Annotated in this window: 16 protein-coding genes; 5 read left to right on the plus strand and 11 right to left on the minus strand. The window is 68.2% G+C overall.

Going from position 1 to position 12819, the window contains the following annotated elements; genetic code table 11:
* The first annotated feature begins 534 nt into the window (after nucleotides 1-534).
* From EPA99_RS17390 to EPA99_RS17410, 5 genes are all read left to right on the plus strand, one after another.
* Nucleotides 535-1521 carry a dehydrogenase gene (locus EPA99_RS17390; RefSeq protein ID WP_241688448.1) on the plus strand — a complete coding sequence of 329 codons (987 nt, stop codon included), beginning with the start codon at nucleotides 535-537 and terminating at the stop codon, nucleotides 1519-1521.
* Nucleotides 1509-2276, plus strand: coding sequence for a PIG-L deacetylase family protein (locus tag EPA99_RS17395; RefSeq protein ID WP_241688449.1), 768 nt, complete (start codon nucleotides 1509-1511; stop codon nucleotides 2274-2276). Before EPA99_RS17390 ends, EPA99_RS17395 begins: the two co-directional genes overlap by 13 nt.
* On the plus strand, nucleotides 2273-2872 hold the full coding sequence (locus EPA99_RS17400) for a class I SAM-dependent DNA methyltransferase (protein ID WP_129472527.1): 600 nt from the start codon (nucleotides 2273-2275) through the stop codon (nucleotides 2870-2872). The genes EPA99_RS17395 and EPA99_RS17400 overlap by 4 nt, the downstream gene beginning before the upstream one ends.
* On the plus strand, nucleotides 2869-3570 hold the full coding sequence (locus EPA99_RS17405) for a glycosyltransferase family 2 protein (RefSeq protein ID WP_129472528.1): 702 nt from the start codon (nucleotides 2869-2871) through the stop codon (nucleotides 3568-3570). Before EPA99_RS17400 ends, EPA99_RS17405 begins: the two co-directional genes overlap by 4 nt.
* Before the next feature lie 118 nt (nucleotides 3571-3688).
* Nucleotides 3689-3892 carry a hypothetical protein gene (locus EPA99_RS17410; RefSeq protein WP_129472529.1) on the plus strand — a complete coding sequence of 68 codons (204 nt, stop codon included), beginning with the start codon at nucleotides 3689-3691 and terminating at the stop codon, nucleotides 3890-3892.
* A gap of 200 nt (nucleotides 3893-4092) precedes the next feature.
* Here EPA99_RS17410 and EPA99_RS17415 read toward each other — a convergent pair whose 3' ends face one another.
* From EPA99_RS17415 to EPA99_RS17465, 11 genes are all read right to left on the minus strand, one after another.
* Nucleotides 4093-4398, minus strand: coding sequence for a hypothetical protein (locus EPA99_RS17415; protein WP_129472530.1), 306 nt, complete (start codon nucleotides 4396-4398; stop codon nucleotides 4093-4095).
* A 75-nt stretch (nucleotides 4399-4473) separates the two neighbouring features.
* Complete coding sequence (locus tag EPA99_RS17420; RefSeq protein ID WP_129472531.1) at nucleotides 4474-6432, minus strand: response regulator; 1959 nt, start codon at nucleotides 6430-6432, stop codon at nucleotides 4474-4476.
* Nucleotides 6425-7309: a sensor histidine kinase gene (locus tag EPA99_RS17425; protein WP_129472532.1), complete on the minus strand. Its 885-nt coding sequence runs from the start codon at nucleotides 7307-7309 to the stop codon at nucleotides 6425-6427. The genes EPA99_RS17420 and EPA99_RS17425 overlap by 8 nt, the downstream gene beginning before the upstream one ends.
* Nucleotides 7306-8316: an ATP-binding protein gene (locus EPA99_RS17430; RefSeq protein ID WP_129472533.1), complete on the minus strand. Its 1011-nt coding sequence runs from the start codon at nucleotides 8314-8316 to the stop codon at nucleotides 7306-7308. Before EPA99_RS17430 ends, EPA99_RS17425 begins: the two co-directional genes overlap by 4 nt.
* Nucleotides 8307-8708: an anti-sigma regulatory factor gene (locus EPA99_RS17435; RefSeq protein WP_129472534.1), complete on the minus strand. Its 402-nt coding sequence runs from the start codon at nucleotides 8706-8708 to the stop codon at nucleotides 8307-8309. The genes EPA99_RS17430 and EPA99_RS17435 overlap by 10 nt, the downstream gene beginning before the upstream one ends.
* Nucleotides 8705-9067, minus strand: a complete 363-nt coding sequence (locus EPA99_RS17440) for an STAS domain-containing protein (RefSeq protein WP_129472535.1) — start codon at nucleotides 9065-9067, stop codon at nucleotides 8705-8707. The genes EPA99_RS17435 and EPA99_RS17440 overlap by 4 nt, the downstream gene beginning before the upstream one ends.
* Nucleotides 9068-9070: 3 nt before the next feature.
* Entirely contained in the window at nucleotides 9071-9928 is an 858-nt protein-coding gene (locus tag EPA99_RS17445; RefSeq protein WP_129472536.1) for an STAS domain-containing protein, read from the minus strand.
* Between the two features lie 229 nt (nucleotides 9929-10157).
* Nucleotides 10158-10394, minus strand: coding sequence for a hypothetical protein (locus EPA99_RS17450; protein ID WP_129472537.1), 237 nt, complete (start codon nucleotides 10392-10394; stop codon nucleotides 10158-10160).
* The gene (locus EPA99_RS17455; protein WP_129472538.1) at nucleotides 10394-10858 is read right to left on the minus strand and encodes a hypothetical protein; all 465 of its coding nucleotides are present in this window, start codon (nucleotides 10856-10858) and stop codon (nucleotides 10394-10396) included. The genes EPA99_RS17450 and EPA99_RS17455 overlap by 1 nt, the downstream gene beginning before the upstream one ends.
* A 153-nt stretch (nucleotides 10859-11011) precedes the next feature.
* Nucleotides 11012-11887, minus strand: a complete 876-nt coding sequence (locus EPA99_RS17460; RefSeq protein ID WP_129472539.1) for an NAD(P)H-hydrate dehydratase — start codon at nucleotides 11885-11887, stop codon at nucleotides 11012-11014.
* A gap of 1 nt (nucleotide 11888) precedes the next feature.
* Entirely contained in the window at nucleotides 11889-12674 is a 786-nt protein-coding gene (locus tag EPA99_RS17465; RefSeq protein ID WP_129472540.1) for a histidine phosphatase family protein, read from the minus strand.
* Nucleotides 12675-12819: the final 145 nt, after the last annotated feature.

Genomic DNA, 12819 nt, shown 5'->3' on the forward strand with positions numbered 1-12819 from the left:
CTCCTCGGCTCTGTGGGGTGTGCTGACCCGACGACCTTCGGTCAGGCCATGGCCGTCGATGCGCGCGCGAAGAAGGGTGTTCCCGTCCTGACGCATTCGGATGCGGCCGTCAGTGCCAATAGTGAGCTGCCTTACGTAGCGCGGAGTGATTGCGGGCGCAGCTGGCATTGCGGGCGACTTTGTTGCATGCAGAGCGCGGAAGCTAGTGGCCTCCTCGCCTGGAGATTCAAAGCCAGACCCATCAGCGAGCGGGTTTATGGCAAACGCCCCTTCGCGGCTGAAGCCGCTCCCACAAAGGGGGTGGGCATCTCGCAGGGGCGTGAAGGTTTGGAAGGCTGACTGCACCCAGACGCAGGCGGGTGTAGCGATACGCCATTTTGAAGCTCCCTCAGGTCGCAGCACCGGCGTGGCGTGTCACTGCATTTTTTGCGTGCCCGACACTTGTGTCCATGCGACGAACAAACGCGCGCCATGCAAGCGCAATCGTGAATCCAATCACAATCGATTGACGGTGCCATTCATAGCTTCAGTGCAATGAATGCACACCCTTCTTTCGCGTCTGGTGAGATCACGACGGACGCGTCACCCCTCATGCACGGCGTGCAGCGATGGTTGACCGCGTATCCCACCTTGCCGCTGCCAGGCGGAGGCGACACCCTCGCGCGTTGGCGTGTGCTGGCGCAGATCGCATCGCAGGATCTGGCAACGGTCAAGCTGCTGGAAGCGCACTACGATGCGCTGGCCATTCTCGCGGAGGCCCGGCTCGGCAGCGAACATGCCGAAGGCACGCTCTGGGGCGTCTGGGCCGCCGAAGGCCCTGCCAGCACGCTGCAACTGACGCAGCCTTCGGCGCATCTGCGTGGACGCAAGCCCTGGTGCAGTGGCGCGCGACGGGTCACGCGCGCCCTGGTCACCGTGAAGGACGAGGCCGGGTGCCAACTGGTGGCCGTCGATCTCTCGCCGGATACCACGAAGGTCGATACCTCGCACTGGCACGGCCCCGGCATGGCCGCGATCGAAACCGGGACGGTCGACTTCCTGGACGCGCCGGCGCGCTTCATCGGCGGGCGTGATTTCTATCTGGATCGCCCCGGCTTCTGGCACGGTGGTGCCGGCATCGCCGCCTGCTGGTATGGCGCGGCGACCGCGGTGGCGGAGAAGCTCAGGCGCAGCGGCCATCGCGGCAACCCGTTCGCGGCCGCGCACCTGGGCGCGATGGATGGATCGCTGGTGGCCTTGCGTGCCCTGCTGCACGCGCTGGCCGCCCGTATCGATGCCGCACCCCAGGAACCGCATCGAAACGAGGTCATCCGCGTTCGCACGGTCGCCGACCGCGTGTGCCGGGATGTGCTGGAGCGCAGTGCGCTGGCCATGGGCCCGGGGCCGCTCTGCACCGATGCCGAGCATGCACAGCGCTGTGCCGATCTTGCGGTGTTCATCCGCCAGAGCCATGCCGAACGCGACGAGCAATGGCTGGGCGAGTCCTCCATCGCGCTGGGAGACAGCCCTTGGCACCTGTAGACGAGGCTGTGATCAGCGGGTGCGGCCGCAGCGAACAGGAGTGGTCGCGATCGGCACCGCTGCAGACGCTGGCGCAGACCTCTGTGGAGGGACTGCTGGCCGATGCCCAGCGCCTGGTGGTGGTCTCGCCGCACCCCGATGATGAAGTCCTGGGCTGCGGTGGACTGATCGCAAGCCTGATGCAGCAGCGCGCAGGCGCCACACCGCTGCTCATCCTGTCCGCCTCCGATGGCGAGGCGGCCTACGCCGATGACCCAAGCTGGCCGCCGGACAGGCTTGCAGCGGCCCGCCGCCAGGAGTTGATCGATGCGCTCGCCGCGCTTGGCGCCGCCTCGGCCCGGGTCGTCAGCCTTGCGCTGGGCGATGGCGCATTGAGCGCCCGCCGCGAGGCCTTGCAGGCAGCGCTTGCGCAGCAGCTGCGTGCGAGCGACCTGGTGCTGGTGACCTATGCCGGAGACGGCCATCCGGATCACCAGGCCTGCGCGCAGGCCGCCGCCGCGGCGGCAGCGCTGTGCGGGGCGCGGTTGGTGCAGTACCCGATCTGGGCCTGGCATTGGTCCGACCCTGACAGCGCGCCGTTCCTGCGTGGGGCGCTCAAGCTGGCGCTTTCGGAGACGGCACGCGAGCGCAAGCGGCATGCGATCGCCCAGTTCCGCACGCAGACCGGGCACAGCGATCCGGCGCCACGCGCCCCCATCCTTCCGCCGTGGGCGCTGGCGCGCTTCCACCGGCCATTCGAGGTGTTCCTGCCATGACCTCCGCAAATGCCGAGTACTTCGACGGCCTGTACCGCGATCAAGACCCCTTCGGCTATCGCTCCAGGTGGTACGAGACCCGCAAGCGCGACATCCTGCTGGCCACCCTGCCCCGCGCGCGTTTTGCCCGGGGATGGGAGCTGGGGTGTTCGAACGGAGAAACCACCCGGGGACTGGCCGCGCGCTGCGAGGCGCTGCTGGCCACGGATGTGTCCAGCCAGGCGGTGGCCCTGGCGCGGCAGCGGGTCGGCGAGCGCAGCAATGTCCAGATCGTCCAGGCGCAGCACCCGCAGCAATGGCCCAGCGGCAGCTTCGACCTGATCGTGTTGAGCGAGGTCGGTTACTACCTCGCGCTGCCCGACCTGACGGAGATGATCGAACGCATCCAGGATGCGCTGGTGCCCGATGGCCTGTTCGTCGCCTGTCACTGGCGGCACCCGTTCGCCGAGGCGCACCAGGACGGCAACCAGGTGCACGCGCAGATCGCCGCACAGCTGTCGCTGCCGCTGGCCTACCGTTACAAGGACAGCGACTTCCTGCTGGAAGCCTGGACCACGCACCCGCAGTCGGTGGCACAGCAGGAGGGCCTGCGGTGATCGGCGTGCTGGTTCCGGCGCGCAACGAGGCCCAGTGCATCGGACGCTGCATCGAAGCCGTCCTCCACGCCAGCCTGCACCCTGCCCTGCAGGGTGAGCAGGTCAGCGTGCTGGTGGCCGCCGACGGCTGCACCGATGCCACCGCCAGCATCGCGCGACAGGCCGGGGCGCAGGTGGTGGAGGTGGCCCCGCCCGGTGGCGTTGGCCTTGCCAGGGGCACGGCCGCGGAGATCCTGATCGCGCGAGGCGCACGCTGGCTGGCCATGACCGATGCGGACTCGGTAGTGCCGGCGGACTGGCTGGCCGTCCAGCTCGCAAGCCGCTGCGAGGTGTTCTGCGGGATGGTCCAGGTCGAGGACTGGGAAGGCTATGGAGACATCGTCGCATCGCGGTTTTCCGCGCTGCACCCGCAGCAGGCGGGCCATGACCATGTCCACGGCGCCAACCTCGGTCTTTCCAGCGCGGCCTATCGTCGTTGCGGTGGATTCCTGCCGCTGTTGACCGGCGAAGATCGCCAACTGGTGGAGCGTTGCCACCAGCTTGGCCTGCGCATTGCCAGGTCGTCGGCCGGCATCGTGGAGACCAGCGCGCGCCGCCAGGCCAGGGCGCCTGCCGGGTTCTCGGATTACCTGAAGGCACTGGAGCAGCGGCTGGTGACGGAGCTGCACGCGCCCTCCAGCATTGCGCCCGCTCTCTAGCGCGGGCGCCATCTCGCCGGGTGACCGCGGTCGCTTGTTGCATGCATGCCATCGCAGCGCTCACGCCCGTTTACGAGGCGGGCGGCACCTTGAACACACCATCATCGGAGGACATACCATGAAGGAGACACGCAGCAAGGACGACCTGCCGCTGAACCCGAGCGGAGATGTCAGCGACCAGGACAAGGCGTTCACGCCCGACCAGCAGCGCGCGGACAAGGCCTGGCACAAGCATCGGGACATGCCGGACACCGATCCTGACAAGAACAAGGCCACGCCCGCCGACTACGAGAAGCCTGCGCCGGGCAGTCCGGAGAAGTGATCGAAGAGGTGCGCCTGGCTGATGACTTGTCAGGGAAAGTTTTGGGGTCATCCAAGTGTGCGGTGCGCACACGCAGCCGATGCCAGTGCGCGTGGCGCTTTGGGAGCGGCTTTAGCCACGAAGAGGCTTTCCGGGTAAGGCCTCTTCGCGGCTAAAGCCGCTCCCACAACAAGGCTATCGGTGTTCGCTGCGCAGCACGATCAAGCGCCCTGCTCCCCCTGTCGCCGCGCCACCTCCAGCCACGCGCGCGCCAGTGACCAGGACTGGACGCCCGAATGCACCAGCATGGTGTCGGTGGCGATCTCCACGGCGACCCGCTGGTGTTCGCCCAGCCCCGCCAATGCGCCCTCGAGGAAGCGCTCGAACTCGCTCCACCACGCCAGATCGCCGTTGGTATCGAAGAGATGGCGATCGAGGTAGGCGCGGACCTTGTCGATGACGTCCTGGACCTGCGGGTCGCTCACACCGCGCGTGAGAACCCTGCGCTCGGCGAACTTCGGTTTCATCATTGCCACATTGCTTTGATTGCGCGGCAGGTTAGTCCATTGGCTGTTGAGGGGCCGTGCAACGCGCCGCCCCGGTCAGCGCGCTTCGGCAAAACTTGCCTGCGCGGTCTTCAATAGCGCGTCCACCTTGCCCAGCAGTTCGAGCATGGAGAAGGGCTTGGGCAGCAACGCGGTGCGATCATCCAGGGTGAAGGGCTGGTCGAAGGAATCGGCCGCGTAGCCGGTGATGAACAGCACTGGCATCTCCGGCTTGGCCACGCGCACCTTGTCGGCCAGTTCGCGGCCGCTGATTCTCGGCAGGCCAACGTCGGTCACCAGCAAGTCGAATGGCTCCGGACCGTCCAGCAGCGCCAGGGCGAGCTCGGCATCGGCCACCGCACTGACCACGTAGCCAGCCGCCACCAGCATGTCCTGGGTGACCTCACGCAACAGCACGTTGTCGTCCACCAGCAGGATGCGTTGCTGGTCGCCATCGGGCAGGCTGTCGGGAAGATCCTGGCGGACCGCCTGCCTGGCCTCCTGTCCCAGCGGCAGCATCAACTCCACCTGGGTACCACGGCCGAGCTGGCTGGTGATGCCGATGGTCCCGCCGGACTGCCTGGCAAAGCCATAGGCCATGGACAGGCCCAGGCCTGTTCCCTGCCCGGTGGGTTTGGTGGTGAAGAACGGTTCGAACGCCTTTTCGATCACAGACTCGGACATGCCCGCGCCGGTATCGGTCACGACCAGGCGCGCGTACGCGCCATCGGCCAGCTCGCGGTCCCCATACAACTCCACCACGCCGGAGTCGATCAGGATGTGCCCGCCCTCGGGCATGGCGTCGCGGGCGTTCAACACCAGGTTCAGCACCACGTTCTCGAACTGGTTGACGTCGGCGCGGGCGATTGCGGGCGAGATACCGGTTTTCAGCGTCAGCTCGACCTTCTCGCCGATGGTGCGGCGGAGCATCTCCTCAAGCGACAGCACGTGCTCGTGCACGTTGAAGTCCGTCGGTGCCAGCGCCTGCCTGCGCCCGAAGGCAAGCAGGCGCTGGGTCAACGCCGCCGCGCCCAGCGAGGCGCGGCGCACGATGTCGATGAACCGCTCCATCCGGTCCAGGCGCCCGGACTTGAGCGAGGCCTCGATGATGTCGATGCCGGCCACGATGCTGGTCAGCTGGTTGTTGAAGTCGTGGGCAATGCCACCGGTGAGCTGGCCCAGCGCATCCATCTTCTGCGCCTGCACCAGCTGGCTTTCGCTCTGCCGGCGCTGGGCGATCTCCTGCTCGAGCTGGCCGGTGGCCAGGTCCAGCTTCTTCTTCTGCAGACGCTCGCGGTCGCGCTGCTCGGTGATGTCCTGCATGAACAGGATCGACTGCCCGGCCTGCGTATGCGGCGTCAGCCGCCACTCCACTTCCCGCCCGGTCGCCGTCACCAGCACGCCTGCCCAGCGACGATTGGCGCCAATCGCATCCTGCATCGCTTGCACGGCCGCGTCCTGCCCGTGCAAGAGGTACTCCGAAAGCCGCAGGTCGCGCGTGCCGGCCAACGAGAAGGCGCGGCCGAACGCGGGATTGGCTTCCACCACCCGCAGCTGCGCGTCCAGCACCGCGATCGGCGCGGCCAGGTTGCTGAAGATCTCGCGCATGCGCGATTCGCTCTTCACCAGCGCCTCTTCCGCGCTTCGGGCGCGCAGCAGCGTGCGCAGCGTGGCGATCAGCACCCCCGGATCGACCGGATGGACCAGGTAGGCATCGGCGCCGGCTTCCAGGCCGGTGACCATGTCGCCGACCTGCATGGAGGCGGCCGAGACATGCACCACCGGAAGCCGGCGGTGCAGCGGATCATCGCGCAGCTTGCGCACCAGCTCGAAGCCGCTGTAGTCCGGCAGGTTGACGTCCAGCACGACCACGTCGAAATCGCCGTCGTGGATCAGCGCCAGGCCCTGGGAGGCGGTTTCCGCTTCCTGCACCTGGTAGGCGTAGTGCTCTAGCACCCGGCGCACCGAATAGCGGGTCGCCGCATTGTCGTCGACCACCAGGATCCGCTCAGCCATGTGCCTGCTCCTGCGCCAGGCGCGTCGGCAGCACCACATGGAACGCCGAACCCTCGCCGGGCACGCTGTGCATGCCCACGTGCCCGCCCAGCAGGATGGCGAAACGCTTGCACAGCGACAGCCCCAGCCCGGTGCCGCGCAGGCGCTTCTGCAGCGGCGAGTCGACCTGCACGAAATCCTCGAACAGGGTGGCGTGCAGCGCTTCGGGAATGCCGATGCCGGTGTCGGTCACGGTGAAGCGGATCCACTCCCCGGCCGCGTCCTCCTGCCGCGCAGAGACCCGCACCTCGCCCGAGGTGGTGAACTTCAGGGCGTTGGAGATGTAGTTGCGCAGGATCTGCGCCAGCTTCTTGTCGTCGGTGTACAGCATGGGCAGCTGCGGCGGGTCCTCGAACACCAGGGCCACGGTGCCGCCCTCGGAGATCGGCCGGAACATGCCGCGCAGCGCGGAGATCAGGTCCATCAGGTCGAACCAGGCCGGCGAGATGGTGATCTTGCCCGCCTCGATCTTGGCCAGGTCCAGCAGGTCGTCGACCATCTCGGTCAACTCCTGGGCGGCGCTGCTGACGAAGCGCACCTGGCGGCGCTGCTCGGCGGTCAGCGGTCCGTCCATCTCGTCCTCCAGCAGGCGCGTCATGGAGCGGATCGACCCCAGCGGCGTGCGGAACTCATGGCTCATGTAGGACAGGAAGCGGCTCTTCAGGTCCGAGACCTGGCGCAGCTGCTCGGCCTGGTCGTCCAGCTCGGCATACAGCGCCAGCACGCCCTGGTTGGTCTCTTCCAGCTCGGCACGCAAGGCCAGCAGCTGCTCGCGCAGCTGGGCGTTGTCCTGCTCGGTCGTCGGTGGCGGCGGTGTCTGGGGGGAATCGGTCTTCATGTGAACTCGGACAAACGCAGGAGCACGACCGTGGTGTCGTCCCGACCACGATCGAAATCGCGACACAGTACCGCAGCGATGAGCGCGGGGTGGCGCAGGGCCAGGCCCGGGTACTGCTGCAGGTCCCAGCGGCCCTGCAGGCCGTCGGAGTGCAGCACCAGCAGCGCGCTGCCGGCCTGGGGGAAGTCGAAGGTCTGCGCCTTGCGGAACTGCAGCCCCACGATGCCCGGCAGCGAGGCCAGTCCGCGACTGCCCGCAGGGGTCAACAGGCGACCTGCGATATTGCCCACCCCGCCGTAGCGCAACTGGCCGCTGGCCGTGTCCAGGCAGGCTACGGCCACCGCGCCGCCGCGGGTCCCACCCAGGGCGGCGTTCAAAGCGGTCAGCACCAGGGAAGGGTCACGCGCTTGGGTGGCGAGGAAGGCTTGGGCAGTCGCATCGGCGACCCGGGCCGCCTCGGGGCCATGGCCCAGGCCGTCGACCAGACAGACCTGCATGTGCCCGGGGCCCGTGCGGAGCGACCAGCCATCTCCGCTGAACGTCCCGCCATCCATCGATCGACGGCGTGCCCCCACGGCCAGGTCGCTGGCGCCCTGCCTGAGCACGCGCGCCAGCACGATGGCGCCCTTGGCATCGGACCAGGATTCGAGCAGGTTGGACTGCCGCTTGACCGCACCCAGGCCGATGCCGGAGGTGCCGCCGGTGGAGTAGCCGTCCTGCAGGCAGGCCGCCAGGTCCAGGCCCGGCCCTTGGTCGAGCGCACACAGCTCCACGCCAAGACCGCCCTGCGCATCCGGGACGGCCTGCACGTGGATCCAGCCACCGCGGCCATGCTTGACCACGTTGGTGGCCAGTTCCGTGGCCACCAGCGCGGCGCGTCCTGCATCGTGCTCGTCCAAGCCGATCTGGGTCGCCAGCGCCTGCGCATGGCGCCGGACCTGGCCGACCTGGGTGGCCTCCTCGACCCTGATGTCCGTGCCGATCGGCCCGGAGTGCGTCAGTTCCATTTGGAGATCGTGACCTCGGTACCCTTGCCCAGTTCGCTGCGGATTTCGAACCGATCGACAAGCCGCTTGGCACCGGTCAGGCCAAGGCCCATGCCCGAGCCGGAGGTCCAGCCGTCGGTCAGCGCCAGCGCCATGTCCGGGATGCCGGGCCCTTGGTCGACGAACCGCAGCTGCACGCCCTTGCGCATGCCCTCCTGCTGCAGGCTCCAGTTCATCACCCCGCCGCCGCCATAGATGACGGTGTTGCGCGCCAGCTCGCTGACGGCGGTGACCAGCTTGGTCTGGTCCACCAGCCGCAGCCCGGCCTGTACCGCCAGGCGCCGGACCAGCTGGCGCGCCAGCACCACGTCCTGTTCGGTGCGTACGGCCGCTTCCCCGCTTTCCGGGCTCATCGCGCGTCCACGCTGTCCTGGAGCAGCTTCATGCCGCGCTCCACGTCCAGCGCTGTACGCACCCCGGGCAGGGTCAGGCCCAGCTCGACCAGGGTGATGGCCACGGCCGGCTGCATGCCGACCAGCACCGTGGTGGCGTCCATGATGCTGGCCACGCCGGCGATCATGCTAATCATCCTGCCGATGAAGGAATCGACCATGTCCAGCGCGGAGATGTCGATGAGCACGCCGCGGGCCGAATGCCGGCTGATCCGCTCGGACAGGTCGTCCAGCAGCGTGGCCGCCAGCTGATCGTGCATGTCCACCTGGATGGTCACCAGCAGCAGCGGTCCCATCTTGAGAATCGGGATGCGGTCCACGGCTCAGTCCTTGCCGCGCACCGACAGTCCCTGGCGCTTGAGCGCCAGGGCCAGCGCGTCGGCCAGCGAGGCCTTGGTGACCACGCCCTGCAGGTCCAGGCCCAGGTGCACGATGGTTTGGGCGATCTGCGGCCTGACCCCGCTGACGATGGCGTCGGCGCCCATCAGGCGGATCGCGGTGATGGTCTTGAGCAGGTGCTGTGCCACCAAGGTGTCCACCGTGGGCACGCCGGTGATGTCGATGATGGCGATTTCAGAGCCGGTCTCCACGATGCGCTGCAGCAGCGACTCCATCACCACCTGGGTGCGCTGGGAGTCCAGCGTGCCGATCATCGGCAGCGCCAGCACGCCGTCCCACAGCTTGACCACCGGGGTGGACAGCTCCAGCAGCTCTTCCTGCTGCCGGGCGATGATGTCCTCGCGCGATTTCTGGAACACGCGCACGGTGTACAGCCCCAGCGTGTCCAGCAGCTCGGTCACCGCCCAGGTCTGCTCACCCAGGGCCTGGGCATCGTCGGCGTACAGCCGCTGCAGCACCTGGAACAGCGGCTTTTTCAGCGAGAAGATGAAACTGGCGGTGTGCTGGGAATCGAAGCCCTGCAGCGCCCGGCTGCGCGAGAGCTCTTCCAGAAAGCGCCGGGTATCGGCCCACTGCGGCTGGCTCAGGTCGACGCGTTCGGCGCCGTCGGCGGCCATGCCCAGCAGCGCCAGGAACTCCTTGGTCTGCCGCTGCAGCTGCAGCGGCTCGATGCGCTGGTCGTGCCCGGCCCCTGAGTCCGAAAGGTTCTCCGACCAGGCGGCCAGAATGGTTGATTCATGGTCGCTCAACGCGGAAAGGGTACGCGGGCTCAGTGCAGTCATCGGCGGTCCGTAAGCGTGCGTCACCGCGCACGTGGATTGTAGGTCGCGTACTTAACAAAATTTCACGGTGATGCTGGCGTGAAGGGTGGGCGGAGGCGTGCTTTTTTTGCAGTTTTGCCTAGGGGTGCAGGAACGAGTGGAGAGAAACGAGGAACGAGTGAAAGGCGCAAGCGCGCTGGCTGCTGGCTTTCACTCGTTCCTCTTTCCTCGTTCCTCGTTTCTGCCCCAGTCAATTCCGCGTCAGAAACGCATCAATCGCCCCCAACTGCGCGCCGCGGATCGCGCCCAGCTCCACCAGCAGCTCGCCCACCCGGTAGCGCAGCTCGGAGGCGTCCAGCGGGTGCAGGTGCTGGCTCTCGCGCAGGCAGTTGGAGATCAGGCAATGACGGAAGCCGGGGGTCCAGCCGCCTTCTGCTTCCCAACCGATGCGGATCCGTGCCCTGGCCCGGTCGATCTCATCGAACATCAGGCGTGCGCCTCGAGCGGGGCCTGCGCGACCGCCATGCTTGAGGCCTGCAGGTCCGCCAGCAGCGTGCACACGGGGGGGCAGGCCTGGGCCGACTTGCGCATGCGCCGGTTCACCAGGCGCATCAGCGCGCAGTCGCTGTATTCGATCGAGAACAGGTCGCCGCGCACGCACCACACCTCGCAGCGCAGCTGCCTGCGGTCGGCGGTGAAACGCACCTCGGCCACGCGCAGTTCCGGCGCCTCGTTGCGGAAGCGCCGGTCCTGCTCGTTGCCGTCGAGCTGGCAGAACTCGATCTCGCAGCCATCCGGCATGCGCTGCACGAAGCCGATCGCCGCCACCTGCCTGTCCCACCGGTCCAGGACATCCCCCTCCAGTTGCTGGCGCACGCTGGCCAGGACGGCGAGATCGATCGGCTGGAGGCGACGCTGGCGATCGAGTAATCGCCGTAAGGAGGAGAGCACTGCGCAGGGCCTGTCGTTGGATTAACGAGATTCTTTCACTTCGGCCGGCCCGGACCCGTGAAACGCGACCGGCCCCCGGCCTCACCCAGGCTTATCGATCACGGCCTTGCGCACCTCCGTCTACCGGCGCCGATGCAGGGCCGCTGCTCGCGCTCAGGCCTGGCCCGAGCCCACCCGCGCCATCAGGCCGGGCACCTGCCCGGCGATCTCGCGCGCCAGGAAGCCGAGGTCGCCCACCGTCGAACTCAACGCCCGCCCGGCTTCGGCATGCAGCCAGACCGCCCACAGGCAGGCCTGCAGCGCAGAGGCGCCACGTGCGGCCAGGCCCGCAACCAGCCCGGAGAGCACATCACCAGACCCGGAGGTCCCCAGCCCAGGCACGCCGCCCCGGTGCAGCCAGGCCTGGCCGTGCGGGTCGACGATGAAGGTGTCGGCGCCCTTGGCCACCACCACGCAGCCCAGGTGCTGGGCCAGGCGGCTGGCATGCGTCAGGGGCGCTTGCTCGACCTCCTCCCGGCTGACACCGCGCAGCTGCGCCAGCTCACCGGCATGCGGGGTCAGGACATAGGGATGGCCGGGGCGAGCGGGCGCCAGGCGCTCGTCCAACGCACCGGCATCCAGCACGAGGACGGCGTCGGACGCGGCGAAGGCCTGGATCGACTCGACCAGGAACGCCGAGGCCTGCATGCCCGGCCCCACCAGCACGGCCTGCGCATCGGCCACGCAGGTGCCAAGCATGGTCCCGGGGGCCATGACCTCGCCGTCTGGCCCTTCCGGCAAGGCGATGACCATCGCCTCGGGCAGCGCCACGCCGAGGGCGGCGGCCACGCTGGCCACGGTGGCGACCTGCAACTTGCCGGCACCCGCGCGCATGGCCGCCTCGCCCGCCAGCAAGGCAGCCCCCGGCACCGCAGCCGAGCCGCCCAGCACCAGCACGCGCCCGCGCGATTCCTTGTCGTCCCCGGGTGCGGGGAGCGGTTGCCCGGCCAGGAGCGCCGGGTCGAGCAGGCTGAAGGCGTCCTCGGCCATCTCAGCGGGCGCCTGTGGGGGCATCGGGTGCGTCGGTCACCGCCTGCTCGGCCAGCTCGGGCGAGACGAAGTTGGTGCGCACCAGCTCCAGCGCCCTGCCCTGGCCGTCGGCGGCGTACTCGGTCACGCCGCAGTTGGGCACATCGCCCTTGCGGTCGATCGCCAGGATCTGCGCCTCGTCCATGCCTTCCAGCAGGTAGCGCATGCAGTTGACGATCACCTGATGGCCCACGACCAGCACGTTGGCGCCGACATGGTTGCGCTGCAGGTCGGCGATCACCCCGCGCAAGCGCAGGATCACATCGCACCAGCTTTCCCCGCCCGGCGGCCGGAAGTAGAACTTGCCCACCAGGGTGCGCTGCTCGGACAACTCCGGAAACGTCTCGCGGATGCCCGCCGAGGTGTAGCGGTCGAGGACGCCGAACTCCTTCTCGCGCAGGCGCTCATCGGCGACCAGCTGCACCTGGCCCTGAAGCGCATCGAGCACCTGCTGGGCGGTCTGCCTGGCGCGCACGTAGGGCGAGCTGAGCACCACCTGCGGACGCAGGTGCGGCGGCTGACCGCTGAGCCAACGGCCCAGCGCCTGGGCCTGTCGCAGGCCTAGCTCGGACAGCGGCACGTCGGCGTCGCGATGCTCCAGCTCGATCAGGCTCACGCCTTCTTCTTCTGCCTTGTCGCGGGCGATGTTGCCCGCGCTCTGGCCATGCCGCACGATCCAGATCCGCGCCGGCCACTGCGTGGACACGCCCTCCATCGCCTTGTTGCGCTCCACGCCGTCGGCGCTCATGCAAAGACCTCCGCGCCGATGCGGGTGCGCATTGCGCGTGCATGGCGCGGCTGTCGGGTCGGCATTGCAAGTGGCATGCGGTTTCACCTCGGGTTGAGCGGTCCGGCGGTTGTAGTGAGCACCACGTCTGACCTGCGTGAATCGA

It is taken from the genome of Pseudoxanthomonas composti (assembly GCF_004122095.1).
Classification (GTDB): domain Bacteria; phylum Pseudomonadota; class Gammaproteobacteria; order Xanthomonadales; family Xanthomonadaceae; genus Pseudoxanthomonas_A; species Pseudoxanthomonas_A composti.

Coding starts and splice junctions, on each gene's coding strand:
- EPA99_RS17390 (WP_241688448.1), top strand. CDS start 535: ATGAATGCACACCCTTCTTTCGCGTCTGGTGAGATCACGACGGACGCG.
- EPA99_RS17400 (WP_129472527.1), top strand. CDS start 2,273: ATGACCTCCGCAAATGCCGAGTACTTCGACGGCCTGTACCGCGATCAA.
- EPA99_RS17410 (WP_129472529.1), top strand. CDS start 3,689: ATGAAGGAGACACGCAGCAAGGACGACCTGCCGCTGAACCCGAGCGGA.
- EPA99_RS17415 (WP_129472530.1), bottom strand. CDS start 4,398: ATGAAACCGAAGTTCGCCGAGCGCAGGGTTCTCACGCGCGGTGTGAGC.
- EPA99_RS17420 (WP_129472531.1), bottom strand. CDS start 6,432: ATGGCTGAGCGGATCCTGGTGGTCGACGACAATGCGGCGACCCGCTAT.
- EPA99_RS17425 (WP_129472532.1), bottom strand. CDS start 7,309: ATGAAGACCGATTCCCCCCAGACACCGCCGCCACCGACGACCGAGCAG.
- EPA99_RS17430 (WP_129472533.1), bottom strand. CDS start 8,316: ATGGAACTGACGCACTCCGGGCCGATCGGCACGGACATCAGGGTCGAG.
- EPA99_RS17435 (WP_129472534.1), bottom strand. CDS start 8,708: ATGAGCCCGGAAAGCGGGGAAGCGGCCGTACGCACCGAACAGGACGTG.
- EPA99_RS17445 (WP_129472536.1), bottom strand. CDS start 9,928: ATGACTGCACTGAGCCCGCGTACCCTTTCCGCGTTGAGCGACCATGAA.
- EPA99_RS17450 (WP_129472537.1), bottom strand. CDS start 10,394: ATGTTCGATGAGATCGACCGGGCCAGGGCACGGATCCGCATCGGTTGG.
- EPA99_RS17460 (WP_129472539.1), bottom strand. CDS start 11,887: ATGGCCGAGGACGCCTTCAGCCTGCTCGACCCGGCGCTCCTGGCCGGG.
- EPA99_RS17465 (WP_129472540.1), bottom strand. CDS start 12,674: ATGAGCGCCGACGGCGTGGAGCGCAACAAGGCGATGGAGGGCGTGTCC.